The organism is Rhodococcus sp. 14-2483-1-2 (assembly GCF_002259405.1).
GTDB lineage: Bacteria > Actinomycetota > Actinomycetes > Mycobacteriales > Mycobacteriaceae > Rhodococcoides.
Genome location: NZ_NPFW01000017.1, coordinates 147,007 through 164,121, shown reverse-complemented (window position 1 = coordinate 164,121; position 17,115 = coordinate 147,007). Strand labels below are relative to the sequence as shown.

Sequence of the window (17,115 nt, the reverse complement as noted above, 5' to 3'; positions counted from 1 at the left end):
GGCTCTTGTTCGCTAGCGGGCTTATGTCGCTAGAGAAGCGCGCTGCACCGCGAGGTTCTCGCGACTGATCGAGTTTACCCGTAGTCCGACGGTACCCCGCGCCACCCTCAGGTCTGTGACCTGCGCCACCCATTAGTCTTGGTGCTCATGGGCAAGATAAAGGCAGTAGATGTCTCGGGGATGAAGCCCAAGAAAAAATGCTGTCGCAAGAAGGTTCGGTGCATCACTTGCCCCGTGGTCATCATGCGAATGAAGAAGCTCGAGTCGGCAGGCGCAACCAAGAAGGACCTGAAGAAGGGCCTCAAGACCGCCCGGGCGAAGTGAGCAGAATCTGCTGAAGTTCGGGTAGCCAGAGCCGATCCGCGTCGACCAGATCCATCGTCGGCAGCGTCGCCGCATCCACCCACCGCAGGGCCGAATGTTCCAGCGCTGCAGGCATTCCCGAGATGAGTGAAGCGCGGTAGGCGCGCAGCACCAGCCCACCGGGCAGGTCGACGTCGCCGGAGAGCGCCGCTCCGATCGAGCACTCGACGCCCAGTTCCTCACGCAGCTCGCGCACCAGAGCCGCGTCCTCCGACTCCCCCGGCTCGACCTTGCCGCCGGGCAGTTCCCAGAGGCCCGCCAACTCGGGCGGACGGGTTCGTTGCGCGAGTAGCAGGCTGCCGTCGTGCGTCAACGCGGCTGCGACAACCACAGCGGTGGGTCTACCGGACATGCCACCATCTTTCTATGACCGAACTGCTGACCGACCGTGACATCGAGGACGCCCGACTCGCCGAATGGACCGTGTTCGGAAAATCGCTGACTCGCACCGTCGAGCTAGCGTCGTTTCCGGCCGCGATCGAGGCGGTGAACCGCGTGGCCGACGCCGCGGAGGAGGCGGACCATCACCCCGACATCGACATCAGGTGGCGGACGCTGACGTTCACGCTGTCCACGCACTCTGCCGGCGGTCTCACGCAGAAGGATGTGGATCTGGCACGTCGGATCGACTCACTGGTCGGGCCTTCGTGACGCGTCCGGCATAGACGACCCAGCCCAGGAACAGAGCCGCTCCCACGACGTCGACAGCACCGGCCCACGCCTCGAGTGCGGGCCGGGGGATGGTCCAGATCGATTCCTGGAAGAAGCTGAGCAGCCACGGCACCCCCACGGTCACCGTCACCAACCAGTAGCCCGCGACGATCTTCGCCCCGGCGACGCCGCGCAGCGGCCCGTGCACGAGCCAGATCACCATCGGAATCACCCAGATCCAGTGATGCGACCAGGAGATCGGCGAGATCAGCAAGCCGAAGAGTTGCACGATCACCAGCGTGCCCAGGTGGTCTTCGCGTCCGATCGCACGCCATGCCGCGATCGTGAGTCCGGTCGCGACGACGGCGGCGACGATCCACAGCGGGCCCTGCCCGACGTCCTCCCCCGCGATTCGGCTGAGCGCTCCGCGCAGGGACTGATTCCAGACCGAGCCGACGGGGCCGATACGGTCGGCATCGCCCAGCAGCGTGGTGAAGTAGGTGGCCGCCTGGTGTCCGAGCGCCGCGTAGCTGACCGCAACGGTGAGCGCAAAGGCCACTGCCGAGAACGCCGCGGCCTTCCATCTGCGCGTGGCCAGGAAGTACAGACCGGTGATGGCCGGGGTCAGCTTGATTCCGGCAGCGAAGCCGACCAATCCGCCTGCCACCCACCACCTGCTGCTGCGTACCGCGAGAATCGCCAGCAGCACCAGGAACACGTTGACCTGGCCGTAGTCCAACGTCGTGCGCACGGGTTCGGACCACAACCCCAGCGCGGTCCACAACAGTGCGATGCGCACCCAGCGCGGTTCGGCGGCGCGCTCGCCGCCGAGAACCATCGACAGCGTCAGCCTCACCACGGCGAACAGCGCGATCATGGTCGCGGCCTGCCACAGGACACCGACGAGGGTGAACGGCAGGTAGTGCAGCGGGAAGAACACGAGCGCGGCGAACGGCGGGTACGTGAACGGGAGCGGGAAGTCCGGGGTCTGTACCGAATACGTGTAGTCGTACAGATTGCCGCCGAGCAGTGCCGCGGAGCCGTCGACGTAGACGTGGAGGTCCACGAGGTTCATTCCGTTGGGCGTCGCGAAGGCCCAGACGAATCGGCTGATCACCGAGACCGCGAGCAGAACGGGGGCCAGCCGAACAAGTCGGTTCACTGTGCGTGCGGTTCCGTTCGGTATCGATGCCGTGTATCGATCGTCGAGCTTATAGGGCTCCGCTCACGCACCCCAACCACGGATGCAGCCGAGTAACATTTGTATCACCTTTCACACTGATAACTTCAGTAACAGGTTATCGTGTGCGTCTGCGGAGAATTCGCAGCGTGTGACCAATGGACTGCCCTGGCATAGATGCGACGGGGGAGGGCTCGATCGACAACAGCTGTACATCGGGGATTGCGCTACATAGAGTGACCCCTCGAGCACCGGCTGTCGCCGTGGGCCCGCGTCATGATCAGAATGGGGAATATCACCGTGCTTCGTACCCGCGGAACGCGTCGCGTAGTTACAGCCTTGGCCGTAGCCGCAGCCGCCGCACTAGTCGTGCCGACCAGCGCATCCGCACAGCCATTGGTGCCGATGGCACCGGCAGATCTGCCCGCAGCACCGGCCGATCCCGCTGCTCTGATCGCTCAGTTCCTTCCCGCTCCCGGTGAGCCCATGCCCAACCTGGCCGAGGTGGAAGCACTCGCCTCGTTCGCACCGGCCATTCTCGGTGCCGCAGCCGGACCCGCCGATGTGGGAGCCGCTCCGGCCGCCGACCTGCTGGGTCAGGCCCGCGCGCTGCTCGAGACGGCGCAGCTGCCGGACCAGGTCAAGGCCCTGCTCGAGCGCGTCATCACGTTCCTGGACGGCTCCGGCGGCGGCGGACCGGACCTGCCGGCCGACGGACCCGTCATCGCCCAGTTCCTGTACCCGACGCTCGGCATGGGGTGCATCTCCGACACCGCAGATTCCGTCGGAACCGCTCTGGCCGTACCCGGCCCCGCCACTCTGCCGCCTCCCGGACCGGGTGCAGGCCAGGCCGGCTTCGTCTTCACCGCCCTCGGCACCGCACCGATCGCCGCAGAGCAGGCAGCCCCTCTGACGGTGACCTGGCTCAACATCGACAACCGTCGCTCGGGTACCCAGGATCTGACCGGCGCGGCCATGATCAACGCCGACGGTCCGGCGACGTTGTCCGCGATTGCCGACACCGGCCCCGGACGCGTCCTGTCGGTCGTCTCCGGTTCGATCACCACGCAGTCGAAGGAAGACCCGGCGGCAGCGCCGCGCAGCTGCACCTTCCTGCCCACCATCGGTACGGTCTACGTTCCGTAGCTCGTAGCTGCACCACCGACGCAGTTCGCCCCCGGCTTCCATGAGAAGCCGGGGGCGAACTGTTGGTACAGGGCAATTCGGAAAGAATGTGCGCGAGCGGCAGACACCGAATGTCGCACTGCATTCAGAGATTGTCCGAATGAATTACATCGATGGTATTTCAGAGAAAGTTGGTGGCAGATTTCGACCACTGCCCGTAATCGGCTTTGAGAATATTGTTGATGTCGACTTTGACGCCGCCCACGAAATCCTTGTCGATTCGGATCTGATGAATGTGCGCGTCGGGATGAACGAAACCCTTGGGTGTTCCCCAATTGTGCTGCCAATACCACTGGCCGAGTCCGGCGACCGAGGCCAATTCGATGGTCGGTGAATTGGCGTAGATCCCCGTGTTCTCGGCTCCGATCACCGACTGCCAGCCCAGGATGTACGGCGCGATCAAGGTTGCGAACTCCACTGCGGTGGGGTTGTCGTCGATGGACGCGTAGATCGGACGGTCAGCCGGACCGCCTGCAGCCGTGTGGAGTTCGAGGCCACGCGTGGCATGCTTCACGCCCGCTGCGTACCCACCACGCCAATCCGACGTCGCGCCCTTGCCGAACTGGTAGTTCGAGACCACCTCCAGCCCGGCGGAGGTCAGCGAGTCCGCTTCGGACTTACGCATCGGCTTGCCGATCATCCAGTTCGCGTCCGGCCGCCGATCGGAGACGTATCGGACAGCCCCGAGGTGACCGGCCTGCTTGATCGCCGAGGCAGACGGCACCCCACCCGAATAGTCGACGAGTGTGCCGAGTCCGGCGTCGGCGTGCGCGGTCGCCGTGCCCAGCGCAACCAATCCGACGGCAGCCGCGGACCCCGCGGCGGCGTACTTGAACAGTTCACGTCGCGAAACCTGCACAGAAATCTCCATTGTCGTTCGATCGCCGCGGCGCGCCTACCCGAGAAATCGCACAACCACTGCTAGCTTCCATCGTTTGTCGTATCCCACCACAATCCCATCGGTACCGCCAGCCACACTGCTCACACCCATCACGTTTTCCTCCGGCTTCACACGAGCACCTCGAGCATCGACATCACGAACATGAATATGGTGGAGAGGACGATGCACGGACGAACGCGCTGAGGAGTGGATGGACATGGGCGTAACGCTTGCCAAGGGTGGAAATGTCTCGCTGACCAAAGAAGCACCGAATCTGACCGCCGTCAGTGTGGGACTGGGCTGGGATGTCCGCGCCACCACCGGCGGCGACTTCGATCTCGACGCCAGCGCCATCGGACTTCGCACCACGAAGAAGGCACTGAGCGACAGCTATTTTGTCTTCTACAACAACCTGCGCTCCCCCGACGGTGCCATCGAGCACACCGGCGACAACCGGACCGGCGAGGGCGAGGGCGACGACGAGAGCATCGATGTCGACCTGGTGGCCCTGACCCCGGACGTCGACTCCATCGTCTTCCCGGTGTCCATTCACAACGCCGACGCCCTGGGCCAGAACTTCGGTCAGGTCGTCAACGCCTTCATCCGCGTGGTGGACAAGTCCGACGGGCGCGAACTCGCCCGCTTCGACCTCAGTGAAGACGCCTCCACCGAAACGGCCATGGTGTTCGGCGAGCTGTACCGGCGCGGGGCCGAATGGAAGTTCCGCGCCATCGGCCAGGGCTATGCATCGGGCCTGGAGGGAATCGTGCGCGACTTCGGGATCGACGTGGGCTGAGTTCTCCGCGAACTGGCTCGAATGCACCGTCTCGATTGGACAACGGATTCCGGCTGAGCTTGTGACGTCGAGATGATGTGTGGTGATATCAGCGCAACCGCAACATAAGCCACATCAGTCACAGGAGTCACACATGTCTCGTCGCCTCGGCCGCTTGGCGGGCGCGCTCGCGCTCTCCTGCGCGGCATTGCTCGCTGTTCCCGCCACCGCGGCAGCGGATCCGGCACCGGCCGATCCGCTGGCGCAGGCAATCGCCGCACTGCAGGGACAGGGCGGTGCCTCGCTCGACGCCGCGACCGCGATCGCCGACTCACGCACCCCGGTCGCCGAGGATGCGAACGTCGATCCGTTCGCCGCACTGAACGCAGCCAACAAAGCCCTCACCGACTTCGGCATCACGCCGTTCTTCTACCCCACCGCAGCGATCAACTGCTCCGCAACGGCGAGCTCGCCCCTCGGCATCGTTCCCGGTGTCGCGGGCGGAGCGGCAGGACCCTGGCCGCAGCTGACCGCGCCGGCCATCCCCACGTTGCCGTTCCTGCCGTCCATCGAGATTCCCGAGCTCAATGCAGTCGACAAGGGCGAAACGATGTTCGCATTCGTCCCGGCCGGAATCGTGAACGATTCCGAGAACAAGACCGGGATGCAGGTCGCCTGGTTCAACGTCAACACCCTGCAGGGCGGATTCGCCGACTTCGGCGGCTTGGCAACCACTCTCGCTGATTCGATCCTCACCAATTCCGGCGTGCCCGACGCCGCGAAGGACATCGTTCGGCCGTTCGTCATCGGCGCGATCGACTCGCTGCCTGCCGCCGGTGCCCGCGCCGTACCCGTCGAGACCGGATCGGGAACCGTTCTCGCCGCGGTGTTCGGCACCGTGAACCACAAGGCCCTCGACGGTTCGGACAAGAGCTGCTTCTTCTTCCCCACCGTCGGCATGATCAACGTCGCCTAGGGGTTACGCAAGACCACGAAAGGCCCTGCAGCGCACTGCTGCAGGGCCTTTCGGCCTTTACGCTCTGACGACTCGGCCCAGCCGTCCCAGGACCGCCTGCATCTCGGTGTGTTCCGATCGCGCCGCCCAGGGGCGTTGCCTGTTTCTTCCCCGCATCTGCATCGCGGCGCCGGTCACGAGGTCACCGTTGGGGGCGAAATGCACGCGAACGATCTCGTTGAGCGAGCGCCCCAACCCGAAACCCGGTACGACACTGCAGAACCCGTACGGAAACAACGGTGCATCGGGTTCGTTGTACTTTCCACCGACGAACACCGGGCCGCCGGTACGGAAGTCGCGGCACTGCGCGATGAAGCCGTGGAACGCACGACCCTTCTCACGTCCGTAGTACGCGATACCCACCCGCCCGGACCCGGTGGCGGTGATCGCACCGAAGCGAGCGTCGCGCACTCCTGGTGCCGATACCACCACCGGCCTCGACCAGCTGACCGCACCGTCCGAGGACCAGGCGGCATGCAGCAATCCGTCGCGGTCCGGCCACACCGCGTACACGTTTCCGTCGTCGTCGACGGCCATTGACTCCGGCAGCAGGTAACGCGAACCGAGCAGCAGAAAATGCACAGCGTTGTGGTACTTCGCCAACGCCGACCCCGGAACCATCCGAACGTCCCACGTCAGGCCCTCGTCGCGACTGACCGCCACCGCGAACCGTCGACCGTAGCGGCCACCGATGTAGACCGTGCCGTCCGGACCGACGACGCCCTTACCGAAGGCAACGTACTCCCGGCTCGGTAACCCGGGGATGTTCTTCGAGTCGATGTCGAAACCACCGGCCACCTCCCACTTCACACCGCCGTCGAAGGACCGCCAGATGACCTGACGGGTGACGTTGATCAGTGGCCGCACCCGCACTGCGAACGGCGTCGGCGCAGAGAGGTACGTAACCCTTCCCTCCCGTGAAATACTCGGTCCAGCAAATACTTTGGCGTCCGCCCTGGCTTTCGATGCCACTTTTCGCGTGCGCCAGGTTTCGCCCCGATCGTCACTGACTCCGAGGGTGAAGCCCGTTCTCAGCGGATGGGGCGGCACCGCGTCGAAACGGCCGGCGTGCAGGAACAGTCGCTCGTCGACGTCGTCGAAGTACAGATACGGACGATTGCGACTCTGTTGCACACCCTCGGGAACCGATGCACGCCATGACTTTCCGAAGTCGGAGGAGCGCAGTACACCGACACCGTCGACGGTGTACGCGGGCGCGACGAAGACGGTGTTGTCCGCGGCGACCCCGAGGGTGCAGGCCGCGGAGCCGTACTCGGTGTAGGAGATGTCGGTGACGAAGTCGGCCGATGCAGCGGCGTTGGTCGAGGAACGCAGTCCCGCCCGATAGCCCGACGCAACTCTGGGCGTCACGACACCCGCCATGAGGTGCCGCAGCGTTGCGCCCACAGTGCTGGTCGATGCATTGGATCAGGCTAGCGTCGATGCCGCCGGTAGACCTCCAGGCAATCGAAGAAGTCCTCGGCCCGTCCTGGTGACACTTCACAGAACAGGACCGGTCAGTATGGAAAATCTCGATTCGTAGTGGGCCGCATAGGCTCGACGCGTGCCCCGCGCTCGAGCCGACCACCGACGCCCCGGATCGACGCGCCTGCATCCGGCCGATGCTCGCGCGTACTGGATGGCGTCGAAGATTCCGAGCGACCAGTTTCTGCTGTATTGCTTCGACAGCGGGTCCGCGAACGTCGACGCCGAGGTGGCACGACTGTACGAGCGCAGCAGCCGCATGGAGGTCCTGCGTCGACGCATCACCGACGTGGCATGCGGCCTCGACTACCCGCGCTGGACCGAGGCGGGTCCGCGGTCCGACACGATCTCCGTCCACCGGACGACGATCACCTGGTCGGAGTGCCTCGATGCGATCGCAGCCTCGTTCGAGCGTCAGGTCGACCCCCGAGTTTCGGTGTGGCGCCTACACCTGTATCCGAACATCGCCGACGCTCCCGGCGGCACGGCCCTCGTTGCCGTGCTACAGCTTTCGCACGCGGCGGCCGACGGGACATTGGCCGCTCGCACTGCCCGTGACCTGTTCGGCACGCATCCACTCCCACCGGCTTCGGCCCCGGAAGAACTCCCTCCGGTATCAGAGCTGGCTTCCTCGATGGTTGCCGCTGCGGCTCTTCCGCTGCGACTGGCACAGATGGTTCGCGGCGGCGTCCGTGCCCGACGCGACGCGCTGAGCCTCGAACGAGGCACCGACTCGGGTGAGATTCCGCCGCCCACACATTCGCGCCCTCTGACCGCGCTCGACGTCGCCCCCACCGGACGGACGTCCGTGCGGACCATCGTGCTCCGCAAGGCCGACCTGCAGTCCGTCGGTACCACCGTCACCACGTTCGTGCTGACCGCACTGTCTGTTGCGCTCCAACGCTTTCTCGACGATCCAGCGGATCTGGCCGCCGAGGTCACCGTCGCCAGGGATGCGCGGGCCGACGCGCGAAACAATTTCGGAAACGTCGGCGTCGGACTGTTTCCCGCCGAACCGGACATCCGTACTCGCAGCCGACTCGTCGCCGCCGATCTGGCCGCGCGCCGAGTTCGCGCGGATCATCCGCTGTCGCAGGCAGCCCGCGCATCACAGGACGACGTCGAAGCCCACGTGCCGGCTTTTCTCGCCGAATGGGGCGTCGCGCAGTTCGATCCGACCGCTGCCCCTCCGGCGGTCACCGGGAACACCGTCGTGTCCAGTGTCTCGCGCGGTGCCGCAGACCTCACGTTCGGCGGCGGCTCCGTCCGATTCACCGCAGGTTTCCCAGCTCTGTCCCCTGCCATGAGCCTGACCCACGGAGTTCACGGCATCGGCGATACCGTCACCGTCGGCATCACGTCCAACAGCGCGGCCGTACCCGACCCGGATCTGTACGAGGCACTCCTCCGCGACGCCCTCGACGACGTACGCACTGCTCTGGCCTGACCCGGACCGAACTGCCAGACAGTTCTCAGTATTTGTCGGGCGTCCGGCTCAGGTTCGCCCACCAGACTGACAGCCATGAGCCAGGAGAAGGTCACCGTACTCGCCGTCGGAGGTACCGGAGAATCACATCCGTCCGACCACCGGACGCGGGTGACGGGCCTGCTGGCCTGCGTCGTGGGCGAGCTCGACGACCGCTTCGTCGGCCGGTGGGTCGGCTATCCGGCGTCGTACGGTCCGGTCGCATTCGGCGGGCTGTGCTTTCGACACAGCGCAGACATCGGCGTCAGACGCCTGCGCCGCGCCGTCGAGGGCACCAGCGGACCGATCGCCCTGATCGGGTACTCCCAGGGAGCGACCGTCGTCCGCGAGGTGCTCGGTCTGGTGCACGACGGAACGATCGACGGCAGCCGCATCGTTGCCGCTGGTCTGATATCGGATCCTCAGCAGCCGGTCGGTGCCGTCGACGGATGCACCGGACGTGGCGTCGCCGGTGCGGGTCCGGCTCTGCCCGAGTCGATTCCGGTGAAGTGGATCGGTCTGAAGTCCGACATGATCTGCAACGCCAGCGACGACAGCCTGATCCGTGACATCGCGGACCTCACCCGATGGATGTCGTTTCGGACCCCGAAGATCTGGTTGCGTGAACTGTGGATTTTACTGCGCAGCAATAGCTTCCAGAACGCGACCCGAACCCGCCTTCGGCCCTCGCAGTGGGCGAAGGATGTTCGACGCCTCCGCACCGCAGCCGCCGAAGTGGCCGGGTATCTACCGCAGTCGTTGCGCTGGCACCGATTCGAATGGGCCAATCCCGGCGGCGGCAGGCACATCGCATACGCGCGCGAACCGTACGAGGACGACTCGACCGGATGTCAGGTTCTCGCCCGGTGGTTGGGCGAGCAAGCGGATCGACGCGAGGAGATGCTCAGGCCTTCTCGGCCACAGCCGCGAGCTGCCTGAGCCCCTTCTCGAAATCCGGCCCGACGAGCTTGTCCATAGAGAATACTTTTCCGATCAGTGCGAACAGCTTGTTCTGCTTTCCCGACATGCGCCAGGTCACCCGGGTTCCGTCGGCGACGGGCTCGAGCAGGAACGCCGTGACGTTCCGGTTCTTCAGCGGCTTGGTGAACGCGAGGTCGAGCACGATTCGTTCGGGAATCGATTCGGTGATGGTCATCGTCCCCGCGCCGGCCTTGCGGTTACCCGACCACGTGTACGACGCACCCACTCCGGCGTCGGGGCCGGTGTAGGTGCGCTGCAAACCAGGGTCGAGTCCCTCGTAGGGCGACCACTGCTGCCAGTGGTGAAAGTTGTCGATCAGAGCGTGCACGGTGGCGGTGTCCGCCCGGACGAGGGCCGATCGCTCGACGAGTACCGGGTGGGCTTCGCTGACCATGACGGTTCCTTCATTCTCTTTTGCACAGGCAGAAGATGTGCCCCGCGGGATCGCGATACACCCAGAACGAGGGCTGCGCGTGGTCGATGAGTTCGGCCCCGGCGTCGACGACGAAGTCCCTGGCCTGTTCCATGTCGTCCACCACCAGGTCGAGGTGAATCTTGATGCCCTCGCTCGGCCAGTCGATGGGGGTGAAGTCCGGTGCCTTCTGAAAGGCGAGCCGCAGTTCGCCCGGGCCGTGCACCACCACCCAGTCCCCGTCGTCGCGGACGGGCTCCCATCCGAGGATGGTGCTGTAGAACCGGCCGAGTGCAGCGGGATCCGGGCAATCGAGCACCGTGTAGTCGACGGTGATCCGCGGTGGCGTCATGGCGGACAGAGTAGCTGTCAGCCGCCGACAGCAGGAGCGATTGTCTCGAACCACGCCTCGTGCAGGTGCTGCTCCCAGTGGTTCCACCAGTGCACACCGGTGCCGGTGATCTTGACGTTGGGACGCCCGCCCACTGCCTGGAGGAGGGGGACGAATGCCCGACTGCTCATTCCCGCTGCAGTCTCGAGCGGCACCATCTGTGCGAACTTGACGGGGTCGAAGCTGCTACTGGCCGGATTGAACACAGGGTCCGTGGCCGGTGAGCCGCTCCCCGAGGAGACGAAGACTGCCGTGTTGCGCAACGCACCGACGTTGAGGGACGGATCGTTGCGGATCCAGTCCGCGGACGGCCAGGTACCCCACATGTTGCGAGCGTTGCCGCCCATCTCGCCGACGGCGACCGCGATGCCCTGCGCGAACCCGGGGCTACTGGCCGTCGGGTAACCGCTGAACGATGCGACGGCCTTGTAGAAGTCGGGGTGGTGGGCGGCCAGGTTCAGAGCCGAGGTTCCGCTCATCGACAGTCCGGCCACCGCGTTGTTGACGTTGTCGCTGCCGAACCGATCGGCCATGAACGGAGGCAGCTCCTGGGTGAGGAACGTTTCCCACTTCACCCGTCCGAGCTTGGGGTCGTCGCGCTGCCAGTCGGAGTAGAACGTGCCGCCGCCGCCGAACGGGATGGCCACGTTGACGTGCTTGTCGGCGAAGAAGCTCTCGACGTCGGTCTCGATGAGCCAGCCGTTGTCGTTCTCGGGCGCACGCAGGCCGTCGAGCAGGTACAGAGTGGGTGCGGGGCCGCCGCCTGCAGCTTTGAGCACCTTGACGGGGATGTTCTTGTCCATCGACGGCGAGTAGACGTAGACGAGCTCGGAGTCGGCCTTCGCCACACCGGTCCCCATCAGCACCGTTGCCATCGTGGCGACCAACACCGCCACCACAGCGAGCACCAGACTTCGTATCCGAGCATGCAGCATCGAGATTGTCCCCTTGTTCGTATCCGGCCGACCGTCTCGGGGAGGGTAACAGCCCGGTCACGGCATCGCCTCTTCTAGCGCAGCGGGTTGTCGACGATCCACCACGCCGCGTACGGCGGCAACCACACCGAGCCGGTGTCGTCGACCTGCAGATCGTGCTGCGAGAGAACCTCGACCGGGGCCGGAATTCCGAGTTCGATCAGCTGCGCGTGCGGGAACGACCGGTGTTCGGCCGTGACGTTGTAGAGCGCGACGAGAGTGCCGCTGGGATGCCGCCTGCGCACCACGAGCAGACCGTCGTCCGACTCGCTCTGCACGTCCACCGGCGCCTCGGCGTGCAACATCGGCAGTCCGGCGCGTACCTTCGCAATCCGCGCGATGCCGTCGAACACTCGTTGCGCGTCGCTCCCCTGCTGGAATCGGCCGGCGCGATCGGCGTCGGTCACCCGCGGCCGGTGCACCCACCGGTTGTCCTCGGCATGAGCTGGTTCCTGGGCCCAGTTCGGATCTCCCGGGGAGCCGAGCTCGTCGCCGCTCCACACCACCGGAATTCCGCCCCATCCGGCAATGATGGCGTGCGCCAGGAAGATTCGCCCGAATCCGCCGTCGGGATCCAAGCGGGACGGGCCGAGACCGGTCAGTGCTGCCGCGGTTCCGCTGATCCGGCGGTCGCCGGTGTCCGGGTTGTACTGGAACACCAGGCCTTCGACCCACGAGCCGTCGAATTCCCCGGAATACCAGTCGGCCAAGAAGTGGCGATGCCCTGCGCCCGAGAGTCCGAGAGACGCCGCGTCGCCGTCGTCGATGGCCCAGCCGATGTCGTCGTGACAGCGAACGTATGTCACCCAGGTGCCGCTCGGCGGTGTCGGGGGCAAAGATGCCAACGCGTGACGCGCCAAAGCTGTACTGCCCGTTGCCAACATCGACCACACCTGCACCATCAGCGAGTTGTGGTACGCGATGTCCGAGACCCGTCCGGTATGCCGCCCCTGACCCAGGTACGGCAGCAGATCGCGGGGTCCGACGATCGCCTCGGCCTTGAACAACGTGGCCGGAGCAGCGAGTCGAGCGGTGGCGCGCAGGGCCTGGGTGACCGCATGCACCTCGGGTTGGTTCTGGCAGTTGGTACCGAGCCGTTTCCACAGAAATGCGATCGCATCGAGGCGAAGCACTTCGACCCCGAGATTGGCCAGGTGCAGCACGATGCTCGCGAACTCCTGCAGCACAGCGGGATTGGCCCAGTTCAGATCCCACTGCCATTCGTTGAACGTCGTCCACACCCACTCGCCGAGTGTGTCGTCGAACGTGAAGCTGCCGGGCGCGAAGTCGGGAAACACCTCGGGGAGAGTGCGCTCGTACGAGTCCGGGGTGGTGCGATGGGGATAGATCAGGAAGTAGTCTCGGTACTTCGGATCACCCGAGCGCGCCTTCTCGGCCCATTCGTGTTCGCGAGCAACGTGATTGAGTACCAGGTCGACCACAAGACTGATGCCGCGTCCACGTAGTGTCTCCGCGAGCGCCCGCAGGTCCTCGTTGGTACCGAGATCCTCGCGCACCGCTCGGTAGTCCATCACCGCGTATCCGCCGTCGTTGTCGCCGGGCCGCGGTTGCAGCAGCGGCATCAGGTGCAGGTAGGTGACACCCAGATCGGTCAGATGGTCGAGCCGTTCGCCCACCCCGCGCAGCGTCTGTCCGTACCGGTCGACGTAACAGGCGTAGCCGAACATGTCCGGCTGCTGAAACCAGTCCGGTTCGAGCAAACGGCGCTGATCGAGCCGGTGCAGATCCTCCGGGCGGGCGGCGTAGGCGCGCGCAGCGATCTCCACCAGGGTCGCCGCCACGGCGTCGGGATCGGGGTAGACGGCCGTGACCGCGTCGTGCAGATCGGGAAACCACTGCTCGAGACGCAACTCGAACGTCTCGCGTCGGTGTGCGGGAAGTTCGGCGAGGATCTCGCGGGTGACGTCGGAGACGGCGGGGTGAACCATGCACTCATTCTGGCATCGACCCCGGCGTGCGGACGCGCATACATCCGGTTACCGCGGGGTATCAGAGCGGCATGTCATTGCTGACCCGCACGCTGGACACGATCCTCGACCGAGCAGTCGTTCCCGGATACTCCCGCATCGGCGCCACGGTGCGGCGACGATTCTGGGCCGCGGATCCGACGCCGTTCCCCTCCCCCATCGACATGGTGGTGACCGGTGCGTCGTCCGGTCTGGGAGCTGCCACTGCGAAGGAACTTGCGCGGCTCGGGGCACGGGTGCACCTGGTCGGCAGGTCTGCCGATCGGCTGGAGTCCGCGGCCGCCGCCATCCGAGCCGAGGTTCCCGACGCCTCCCTGGTGGTGCGTGAGTGCGATATCAGCAACCTCGACTCGGTGGCCGCCTTGGCCGCGGCGCTGGCGTCCGAACTCACGTCGGTGCACGCGCTCGTGCATTGCGCCGGGGTGATGCCGGACGAGCGGCAGCTGTCCGCGCAGGGGCACGAATCCGCTTTCGCCACCCATGTTCTCGGACCGGTCGCGCTGACGGTGGGACTGCGCGAGCTGTTCGACGCCGGATCGCGGGTCGTGTTCGTCTCGAGCGGCGGCATGTACCCGGTGCCGTTGCAGTCGGCCGACTTCGAGTTCGAGAACGGCAGATACTCCGGTATGACGGCATACGCCAGGACCAAACGTATGCAGGTGGTCGTGACAGAGCAACTGGCCGAACGCTTTTCGCTCGAAGACGATCCGGTGGTGCACAGCATGCACCCCGGCTGGGCGGCCACTCCCGGGGTCACCGGGTCGATGCCACTGTTCGGTTCGGTGATGAAGCCGATTCTTCGCAGCGCGCACGACGGGGCCGACACCATCGTCTGGCTCGTCGCATCCGACCAGGCATTGACCAGTACCGGTACGTTCTGGCACGACCGGGCCCCGCGTCCGACGCACTACCCGTCGTGGCGTGGAGATTCACCTCGCGTGCGAGATGCACTGTGGGCGAGCGTGGTCGAAGCAACGGGCGTCGAGCTCTGACTCGATTCACCGATCGGCTGTCGGCCGCTTCAGCCCACCTACCGCGTTCCGAACGAGCACCAGCAGGGTCAAGCTGGTTCCCCAGCCGATCATGCACAGAATGACACCCACACCCGACTGCCCGGTGGCATCGGTGCTCGCTTCGATGCAGAACGCCGTCGAGAACCCCGCCGTCGTGCCCAACGCAGCGACGTGCCCGCCGGTCTTCGGCCATCGTGACAGATGCGCCGCCAGCAGGCACAACAACACCACCGTCGCACCGCACGCGGCCACCTGCCATGACGGGAACGCGTTCGGGGCAGGGAGCCCAGGTCCACGGAACTCGCCCCGTTGATCGGCAGACCAGCTCAACCAGCCTGCACACGCAGCGAAACCCGATGCGACAGCTATCGATCCGGTGGCCCACAAGCCCAGCGGGCCGGTCCCCGCAGTCTCTCGGCGTCTCGAGAACTTGGCCCACAGCAAGAGAGCCCAGAGTGTCGACGGCACACCGACGAAAACGAAGACTATCCACAGAAATTGAGACCACGAGAAGTCGACTGCCATCCCCCGACGCTATCCGACGAGCACCGATTCGCTCGGATCACAGACCCAGCAGGTCGGCCGATCGTCGCAGGCGCATGAGCACCTGGAGATCGAGAGCATCGTCCGGGTCACGCCACTGCGTACCGATAAGCCGGTCGATGGCTTCGAGCCGTTGGTAGAGCGTGTTGACGTGCACCCCCAAGCTCGACGCGGTAGCCGAATGGTGGCGGCCGTGAGCCAGATACGTCGACAACGTCTCCATCAGCGGCACCCCGCGCTTGTTCTGCTCGGCGAGCAGCGGCCCGAGCTTGTCCTCGGTGAGTTCGTCCAAATGCTCACGGGCCATGTGGCTCAGTAGGATTCGATAGATCCCCAGGCCGCGTGCCGAGGACACGTCGCCATCCCTGCCGAGAGTCGTCAGTACGTCCACTGTTTGTTGCGCTTCTCGGAACGCCGTCGCCAGAGCGTCGGCACCTCGTGCGGGCTCGGAGATTCCCACGGTCGCACGGGTGACGAGCATACGGCGTACAGCAGCCGACTCTCGGGCAGGAACCACCAGCAGAACCCTCGATCCTTGCTCTGCCACAACAGAACCCGGCGGCAGTGCGATGGACTCCAACTCAGGTCTCGACGCGTCTCCCTGCGCAACCGCGACGCAGTACGTCACGTCCGGCGCCAGTCCGGCACGGTGGAACTGCCTGCGTTCGTCATCCGGTGACGAGGTGGGATGGAGGAGTAGGTCGAGCAAGAATGCATCCTGTGCCCGGCGTGCGGATTCTGCTGCCGCACGCTCCTCTGCGAGCGACAGTGCGATGGCCGGTACAGCTCGATCGAGAAGTAAGTGAGTCTGATTGCCGTCGCGTCCGACGGAGATCAACACCCCCAGAAAGTTGCCGGCTGCCACCACCCGACGAGCTGTCATGTCTCCGTCGACGGCAGTGTCCGCGCCTGCTCTGCACCGTTCGACCATGGCTTCGACCTGGACGGACCGGCCTTCCAACGCAGCCGGTACCGACGCGCCGTCGGCCAGGAAGTGCGCCGGGCGTCCGGTGGCCGTCGCCACCTCCCGAACCAGACTCCGCACACCGCCTCCGCGGAGGACGACCTGAGTCAACGTGCGGTCCCACTGCAGGGTCTGCTCCAATTCAGCGGTGCGAAGGGATAATTCGGCGTTGAGTTTTTCGAGCTTGTCGATCGCCCGCACGTTCTCGATGGCGATGGCCGCGTGTGCGGCCAGTGCCGACAGCAGAGCGATCTCACTGTCTGCGAAGTCACGCTCCTGCCGCTTGCACGCGAACAATGCGCCGATCACCCGGTCGCCCACCCGCAGCGGTACGCCCAGCAAGCCGCGCATGTTCTCCGACCGCGCCGCGCTGTCTGCCCCGGTGATATGCCGAAACGCCGGTTCGCTCTGGTAGTCGGGGGTCCACGACGGCGAGGCTCCGCGCACGATGAGGCCGACGAGACCCTCGTCCTGCGCGAGCCTGATGCCCACGAGCTTCGGTGTCAGTGCACCACTGGTGACCTCGATGACGAACTCGTCCCCGTAGACCGAACCCATGTAGGCCAGATCCACGCCGAGCAGTCTGCGCGCCTGGTCCACCACTTCCTGCAACAGAATCCGGTTGTCTCGCACCGTCGTCAGACGCACCGCGATGTCGTTGAGCGCCGACAGCTCGGTGCTGCGCTGTTTGCGTTGATCGAGCAGGGTGCGCAGCCGTAGTGCCGCATGCGCCTCGGCACCGGGAAGGTCCCGGCGATGGGCTTCCAACTCGTCGACGGACGCGTCGTCGAGCAGCAGTTCCATCCATGACTTCGCAGGCGACATAGAGAAAACCTACATTGGCCGAGAT

General features: G+C 65.5%; 18 protein-coding genes. 8 read left to right on the top strand and 10 right to left on the bottom strand.

Annotated elements, in window-relative coordinates; translation table 11 throughout:
- Nucleotides 1-147: 147 nt before the first annotated feature.
- A complete protein-coding gene (locus CH295_RS27830) occupies nucleotides 148-324 on the top strand; it encodes a hypothetical protein (protein WP_094633883.1) in 177 nt (58 codons plus the stop codon).
- Here the strand turns inward: CH295_RS27830 and CH295_RS16170 are convergent.
- The gene (locus CH295_RS16170) at nucleotides 302-715 is read right to left on the bottom strand and encodes a (deoxy)nucleoside triphosphate pyrophosphohydrolase (protein WP_094741289.1); all 414 of its coding nucleotides are present in this window, start codon (nucleotides 713-715) and stop codon (nucleotides 302-304) included. The two genes, CH295_RS27830 and CH295_RS16170, sit on opposite strands and share 23 nt — an antisense overlap.
- Before the next feature lie 14 nt (nucleotides 716-729).
- Between CH295_RS16170 and CH295_RS16165 the strand changes: the two genes are divergently transcribed.
- Nucleotides 730-1,014, top strand: a complete 285-nt coding sequence (locus tag CH295_RS16165; protein WP_094741288.1) for a 4a-hydroxytetrahydrobiopterin dehydratase — start codon at nucleotides 730-732, stop codon at nucleotides 1,012-1,014.
- On the opposite strand, the gene CH295_RS16160 is transcribed toward CH295_RS16165, so the two are convergent.
- A complete protein-coding gene (locus CH295_RS16160) occupies nucleotides 956-2,176 on the bottom strand; it encodes a mannosyltransferase (protein WP_094741287.1) in 1,221 nt (406 codons plus the stop codon). The two genes, CH295_RS16165 and CH295_RS16160, sit on opposite strands and share 59 nt — an antisense overlap.
- A 303-nt stretch (nucleotides 2,177-2,479) precedes the next feature.
- Here CH295_RS16160 and CH295_RS16155 point away from each other — a divergent pair, with 303 nt between their 5' ends.
- The gene (locus CH295_RS16155; RefSeq protein WP_052047746.1) at nucleotides 2,480-3,340 is read left to right on the top strand and encodes an Rv1157c family protein; all 861 of its coding nucleotides are present in this window, start codon (nucleotides 2,480-2,482) and stop codon (nucleotides 3,338-3,340) included.
- A gap of 160 nt (nucleotides 3,341-3,500) precedes the next feature.
- On the opposite strand, the gene CH295_RS16150 is transcribed toward CH295_RS16155, so the two are convergent.
- Nucleotides 3,501-4,250 carry a DUF1906 domain-containing protein gene (locus tag CH295_RS16150; protein ID WP_094741286.1) on the bottom strand — a complete coding sequence of 250 codons (750 nt, stop codon included), beginning with the start codon at nucleotides 4,248-4,250 and terminating at the stop codon, nucleotides 3,501-3,503.
- Between the two features lie 226 nt (nucleotides 4,251-4,476).
- Between CH295_RS16150 and CH295_RS16145 the strand changes: the two genes are divergently transcribed.
- A complete protein-coding gene (locus CH295_RS16145; RefSeq protein WP_037191665.1) occupies nucleotides 4,477-5,055 on the top strand; it encodes a TerD family protein in 579 nt (192 codons plus the stop codon).
- Between the two features lie 133 nt (nucleotides 5,056-5,188).
- Nucleotides 5,189-6,010 carry a hypothetical protein gene (locus tag CH295_RS16140; protein WP_037191464.1) on the top strand — a complete coding sequence of 274 codons (822 nt, stop codon included), beginning with the start codon at nucleotides 5,189-5,191 and terminating at the stop codon, nucleotides 6,008-6,010.
- A gap of 57 nt (nucleotides 6,011-6,067) precedes the next feature.
- Here CH295_RS16140 and CH295_RS16135 read toward each other — a convergent pair whose 3' ends face one another.
- The gene (locus tag CH295_RS16135) at nucleotides 6,068-7,420 is read right to left on the bottom strand and encodes a sialidase family protein (protein ID WP_141217037.1); all 1,353 of its coding nucleotides are present in this window, start codon (nucleotides 7,418-7,420) and stop codon (nucleotides 6,068-6,070) included.
- A 193-nt stretch (nucleotides 7,421-7,613) separates the two neighbouring features.
- On the opposite strand from CH295_RS16135, the gene CH295_RS16130 reads away from it, so the two are divergent.
- Together CH295_RS16130 and CH295_RS16125 are read left to right on the top strand one after the other, a co-directional pair.
- Complete coding sequence (locus CH295_RS16130) at nucleotides 7,614-8,981, top strand: WS/DGAT domain-containing protein (protein ID WP_094741285.1); 1,368 nt, start codon at nucleotides 7,614-7,616, stop codon at nucleotides 8,979-8,981.
- 75 nt (nucleotides 8,982-9,056) lie between these two features.
- A complete protein-coding gene (locus CH295_RS16125; protein ID WP_094741284.1) occupies nucleotides 9,057-9,938 on the top strand; it encodes an alpha/beta hydrolase family protein in 882 nt (293 codons plus the stop codon).
- On the opposite strand, the gene CH295_RS16120 is transcribed toward CH295_RS16125, so the two are convergent.
- The 4 genes from CH295_RS16120 to CH295_RS16105 all read right to left on the bottom strand — a co-directional run bounded on the left by CH295_RS16120 (nucleotide 9,904) and on the right by CH295_RS16105 (nucleotide 13,706).
- Complete coding sequence (locus CH295_RS16120; protein WP_094741283.1) at nucleotides 9,904-10,374, bottom strand: SRPBCC family protein; 471 nt, start codon at nucleotides 10,372-10,374, stop codon at nucleotides 9,904-9,906. The two genes, CH295_RS16125 and CH295_RS16120, sit on opposite strands and share 35 nt — an antisense overlap.
- 10 nt (nucleotides 10,375-10,384) lie before the next feature.
- On the bottom strand, nucleotides 10,385-10,744 hold the full coding sequence (locus tag CH295_RS16115; protein WP_037191459.1) for a VOC family protein: 360 nt from the start codon (nucleotides 10,742-10,744) through the stop codon (nucleotides 10,385-10,387).
- Between the two features lie 17 nt (nucleotides 10,745-10,761).
- The gene (locus tag CH295_RS16110; protein ID WP_037191458.1) at nucleotides 10,762-11,718 is read right to left on the bottom strand and encodes an alpha/beta hydrolase; all 957 of its coding nucleotides are present in this window, start codon (nucleotides 11,716-11,718) and stop codon (nucleotides 10,762-10,764) included.
- Nucleotides 11,719-11,792: 74 nt separating this feature from the next.
- Nucleotides 11,793-13,706, bottom strand: coding sequence for an alpha-amylase family protein (locus CH295_RS16105; protein ID WP_094741282.1), 1,914 nt, complete (start codon nucleotides 13,704-13,706; stop codon nucleotides 11,793-11,795).
- Between the two features lie 71 nt (nucleotides 13,707-13,777).
- Between CH295_RS16105 and CH295_RS16100 the strand changes: the two genes are divergently transcribed.
- Entirely contained in the window at nucleotides 13,778-14,737 is a 960-nt protein-coding gene (locus CH295_RS16100; RefSeq protein ID WP_037191454.1) for an SDR family NAD(P)-dependent oxidoreductase, read from the top strand.
- A gap of 6 nt (nucleotides 14,738-14,743) precedes the next feature.
- Here the strand turns inward: CH295_RS16100 and CH295_RS16095 are convergent, their stop codons facing one another.
- Nucleotides 14,744-15,283, bottom strand: a complete 540-nt coding sequence (locus CH295_RS16095; protein WP_094741281.1) for a hypothetical protein — start codon at nucleotides 15,281-15,283, stop codon at nucleotides 14,744-14,746.
- A gap of 37 nt (nucleotides 15,284-15,320) precedes the next feature.
- Nucleotides 15,321-17,069, bottom strand: coding sequence for a helix-turn-helix domain-containing protein (locus CH295_RS16090; protein ID WP_094741280.1), 1,749 nt, complete (start codon nucleotides 17,067-17,069; stop codon nucleotides 15,321-15,323).
- Nucleotides 17,070-17,115 lie beyond the last annotated feature (46 nt).

Excerpts from the sequence above, each read along its gene's own strand:
- CH295_RS16100 (WP_037191454.1), top strand. The coding sequence starts at position 13,778 with ATGTCATTGCTGACCCGCACGCTGGACACGATCCTCGACCGAGCAGTC.
- CH295_RS16140 (WP_037191464.1), top strand. The coding sequence starts at position 5,189 with ATGTCTCGTCGCCTCGGCCGCTTGGCGGGCGCGCTCGCGCTCTCCTGC.
- CH295_RS16120 (WP_094741283.1), bottom strand. The coding sequence starts at position 10,374 with ATGGTCAGCGAAGCCCACCCGGTACTCGTCGAGCGATCGGCCCTCGTC.
- CH295_RS16150 (WP_094741286.1), bottom strand. The coding sequence starts at position 4,250 with ATGGAGATTTCTGTGCAGGTTTCGCGACGTGAACTGTTCAAGTACGCC.
- CH295_RS16170 (WP_094741289.1), bottom strand. The coding sequence starts at position 715 with ATGTCCGGTAGACCCACCGCTGTGGTTGTCGCAGCCGCGTTGACGCAC.
- CH295_RS16110 (WP_037191458.1), bottom strand. The coding sequence starts at position 11,718 with ATGCTGCATGCTCGGATACGAAGTCTGGTGCTCGCTGTGGTGGCGGTG.
- CH295_RS16095 (WP_094741281.1), bottom strand. The coding sequence starts at position 15,283 with ATGGCAGTCGACTTCTCGTGGTCTCAATTTCTGTGGATAGTCTTCGTT.
- CH295_RS27830 (WP_094633883.1), top strand. The coding sequence starts at position 148 with ATGGGCAAGATAAAGGCAGTAGATGTCTCGGGGATGAAGCCCAAGAAA.
- CH295_RS16125 (WP_094741284.1), top strand. The coding sequence starts at position 9,057 with ATGAGCCAGGAGAAGGTCACCGTACTCGCCGTCGGAGGTACCGGAGAA.
- CH295_RS16155 (WP_052047746.1), top strand. The coding sequence starts at position 2,480 with ATGGGGAATATCACCGTGCTTCGTACCCGCGGAACGCGTCGCGTAGTT.
- CH295_RS16145 (WP_037191665.1), top strand. The coding sequence starts at position 4,477 with ATGGGCGTAACGCTTGCCAAGGGTGGAAATGTCTCGCTGACCAAAGAA.
- CH295_RS16105 (WP_094741282.1), bottom strand. The coding sequence starts at position 13,706 with ATGGTTCACCCCGCCGTCTCCGACGTCACCCGCGAGATCCTCGCCGAA.
- CH295_RS16165 (WP_094741288.1), top strand. The coding sequence starts at position 730 with ATGACCGAACTGCTGACCGACCGTGACATCGAGGACGCCCGACTCGCC.
- CH295_RS16115 (WP_037191459.1), bottom strand. The coding sequence starts at position 10,744 with ATGACGCCACCGCGGATCACCGTCGACTACACGGTGCTCGATTGCCCG.
- CH295_RS16090 (WP_094741280.1), bottom strand. The coding sequence starts at position 17,069 with ATGGAACTGCTGCTCGACGACGCGTCCGTCGACGAGTTGGAAGCCCAT.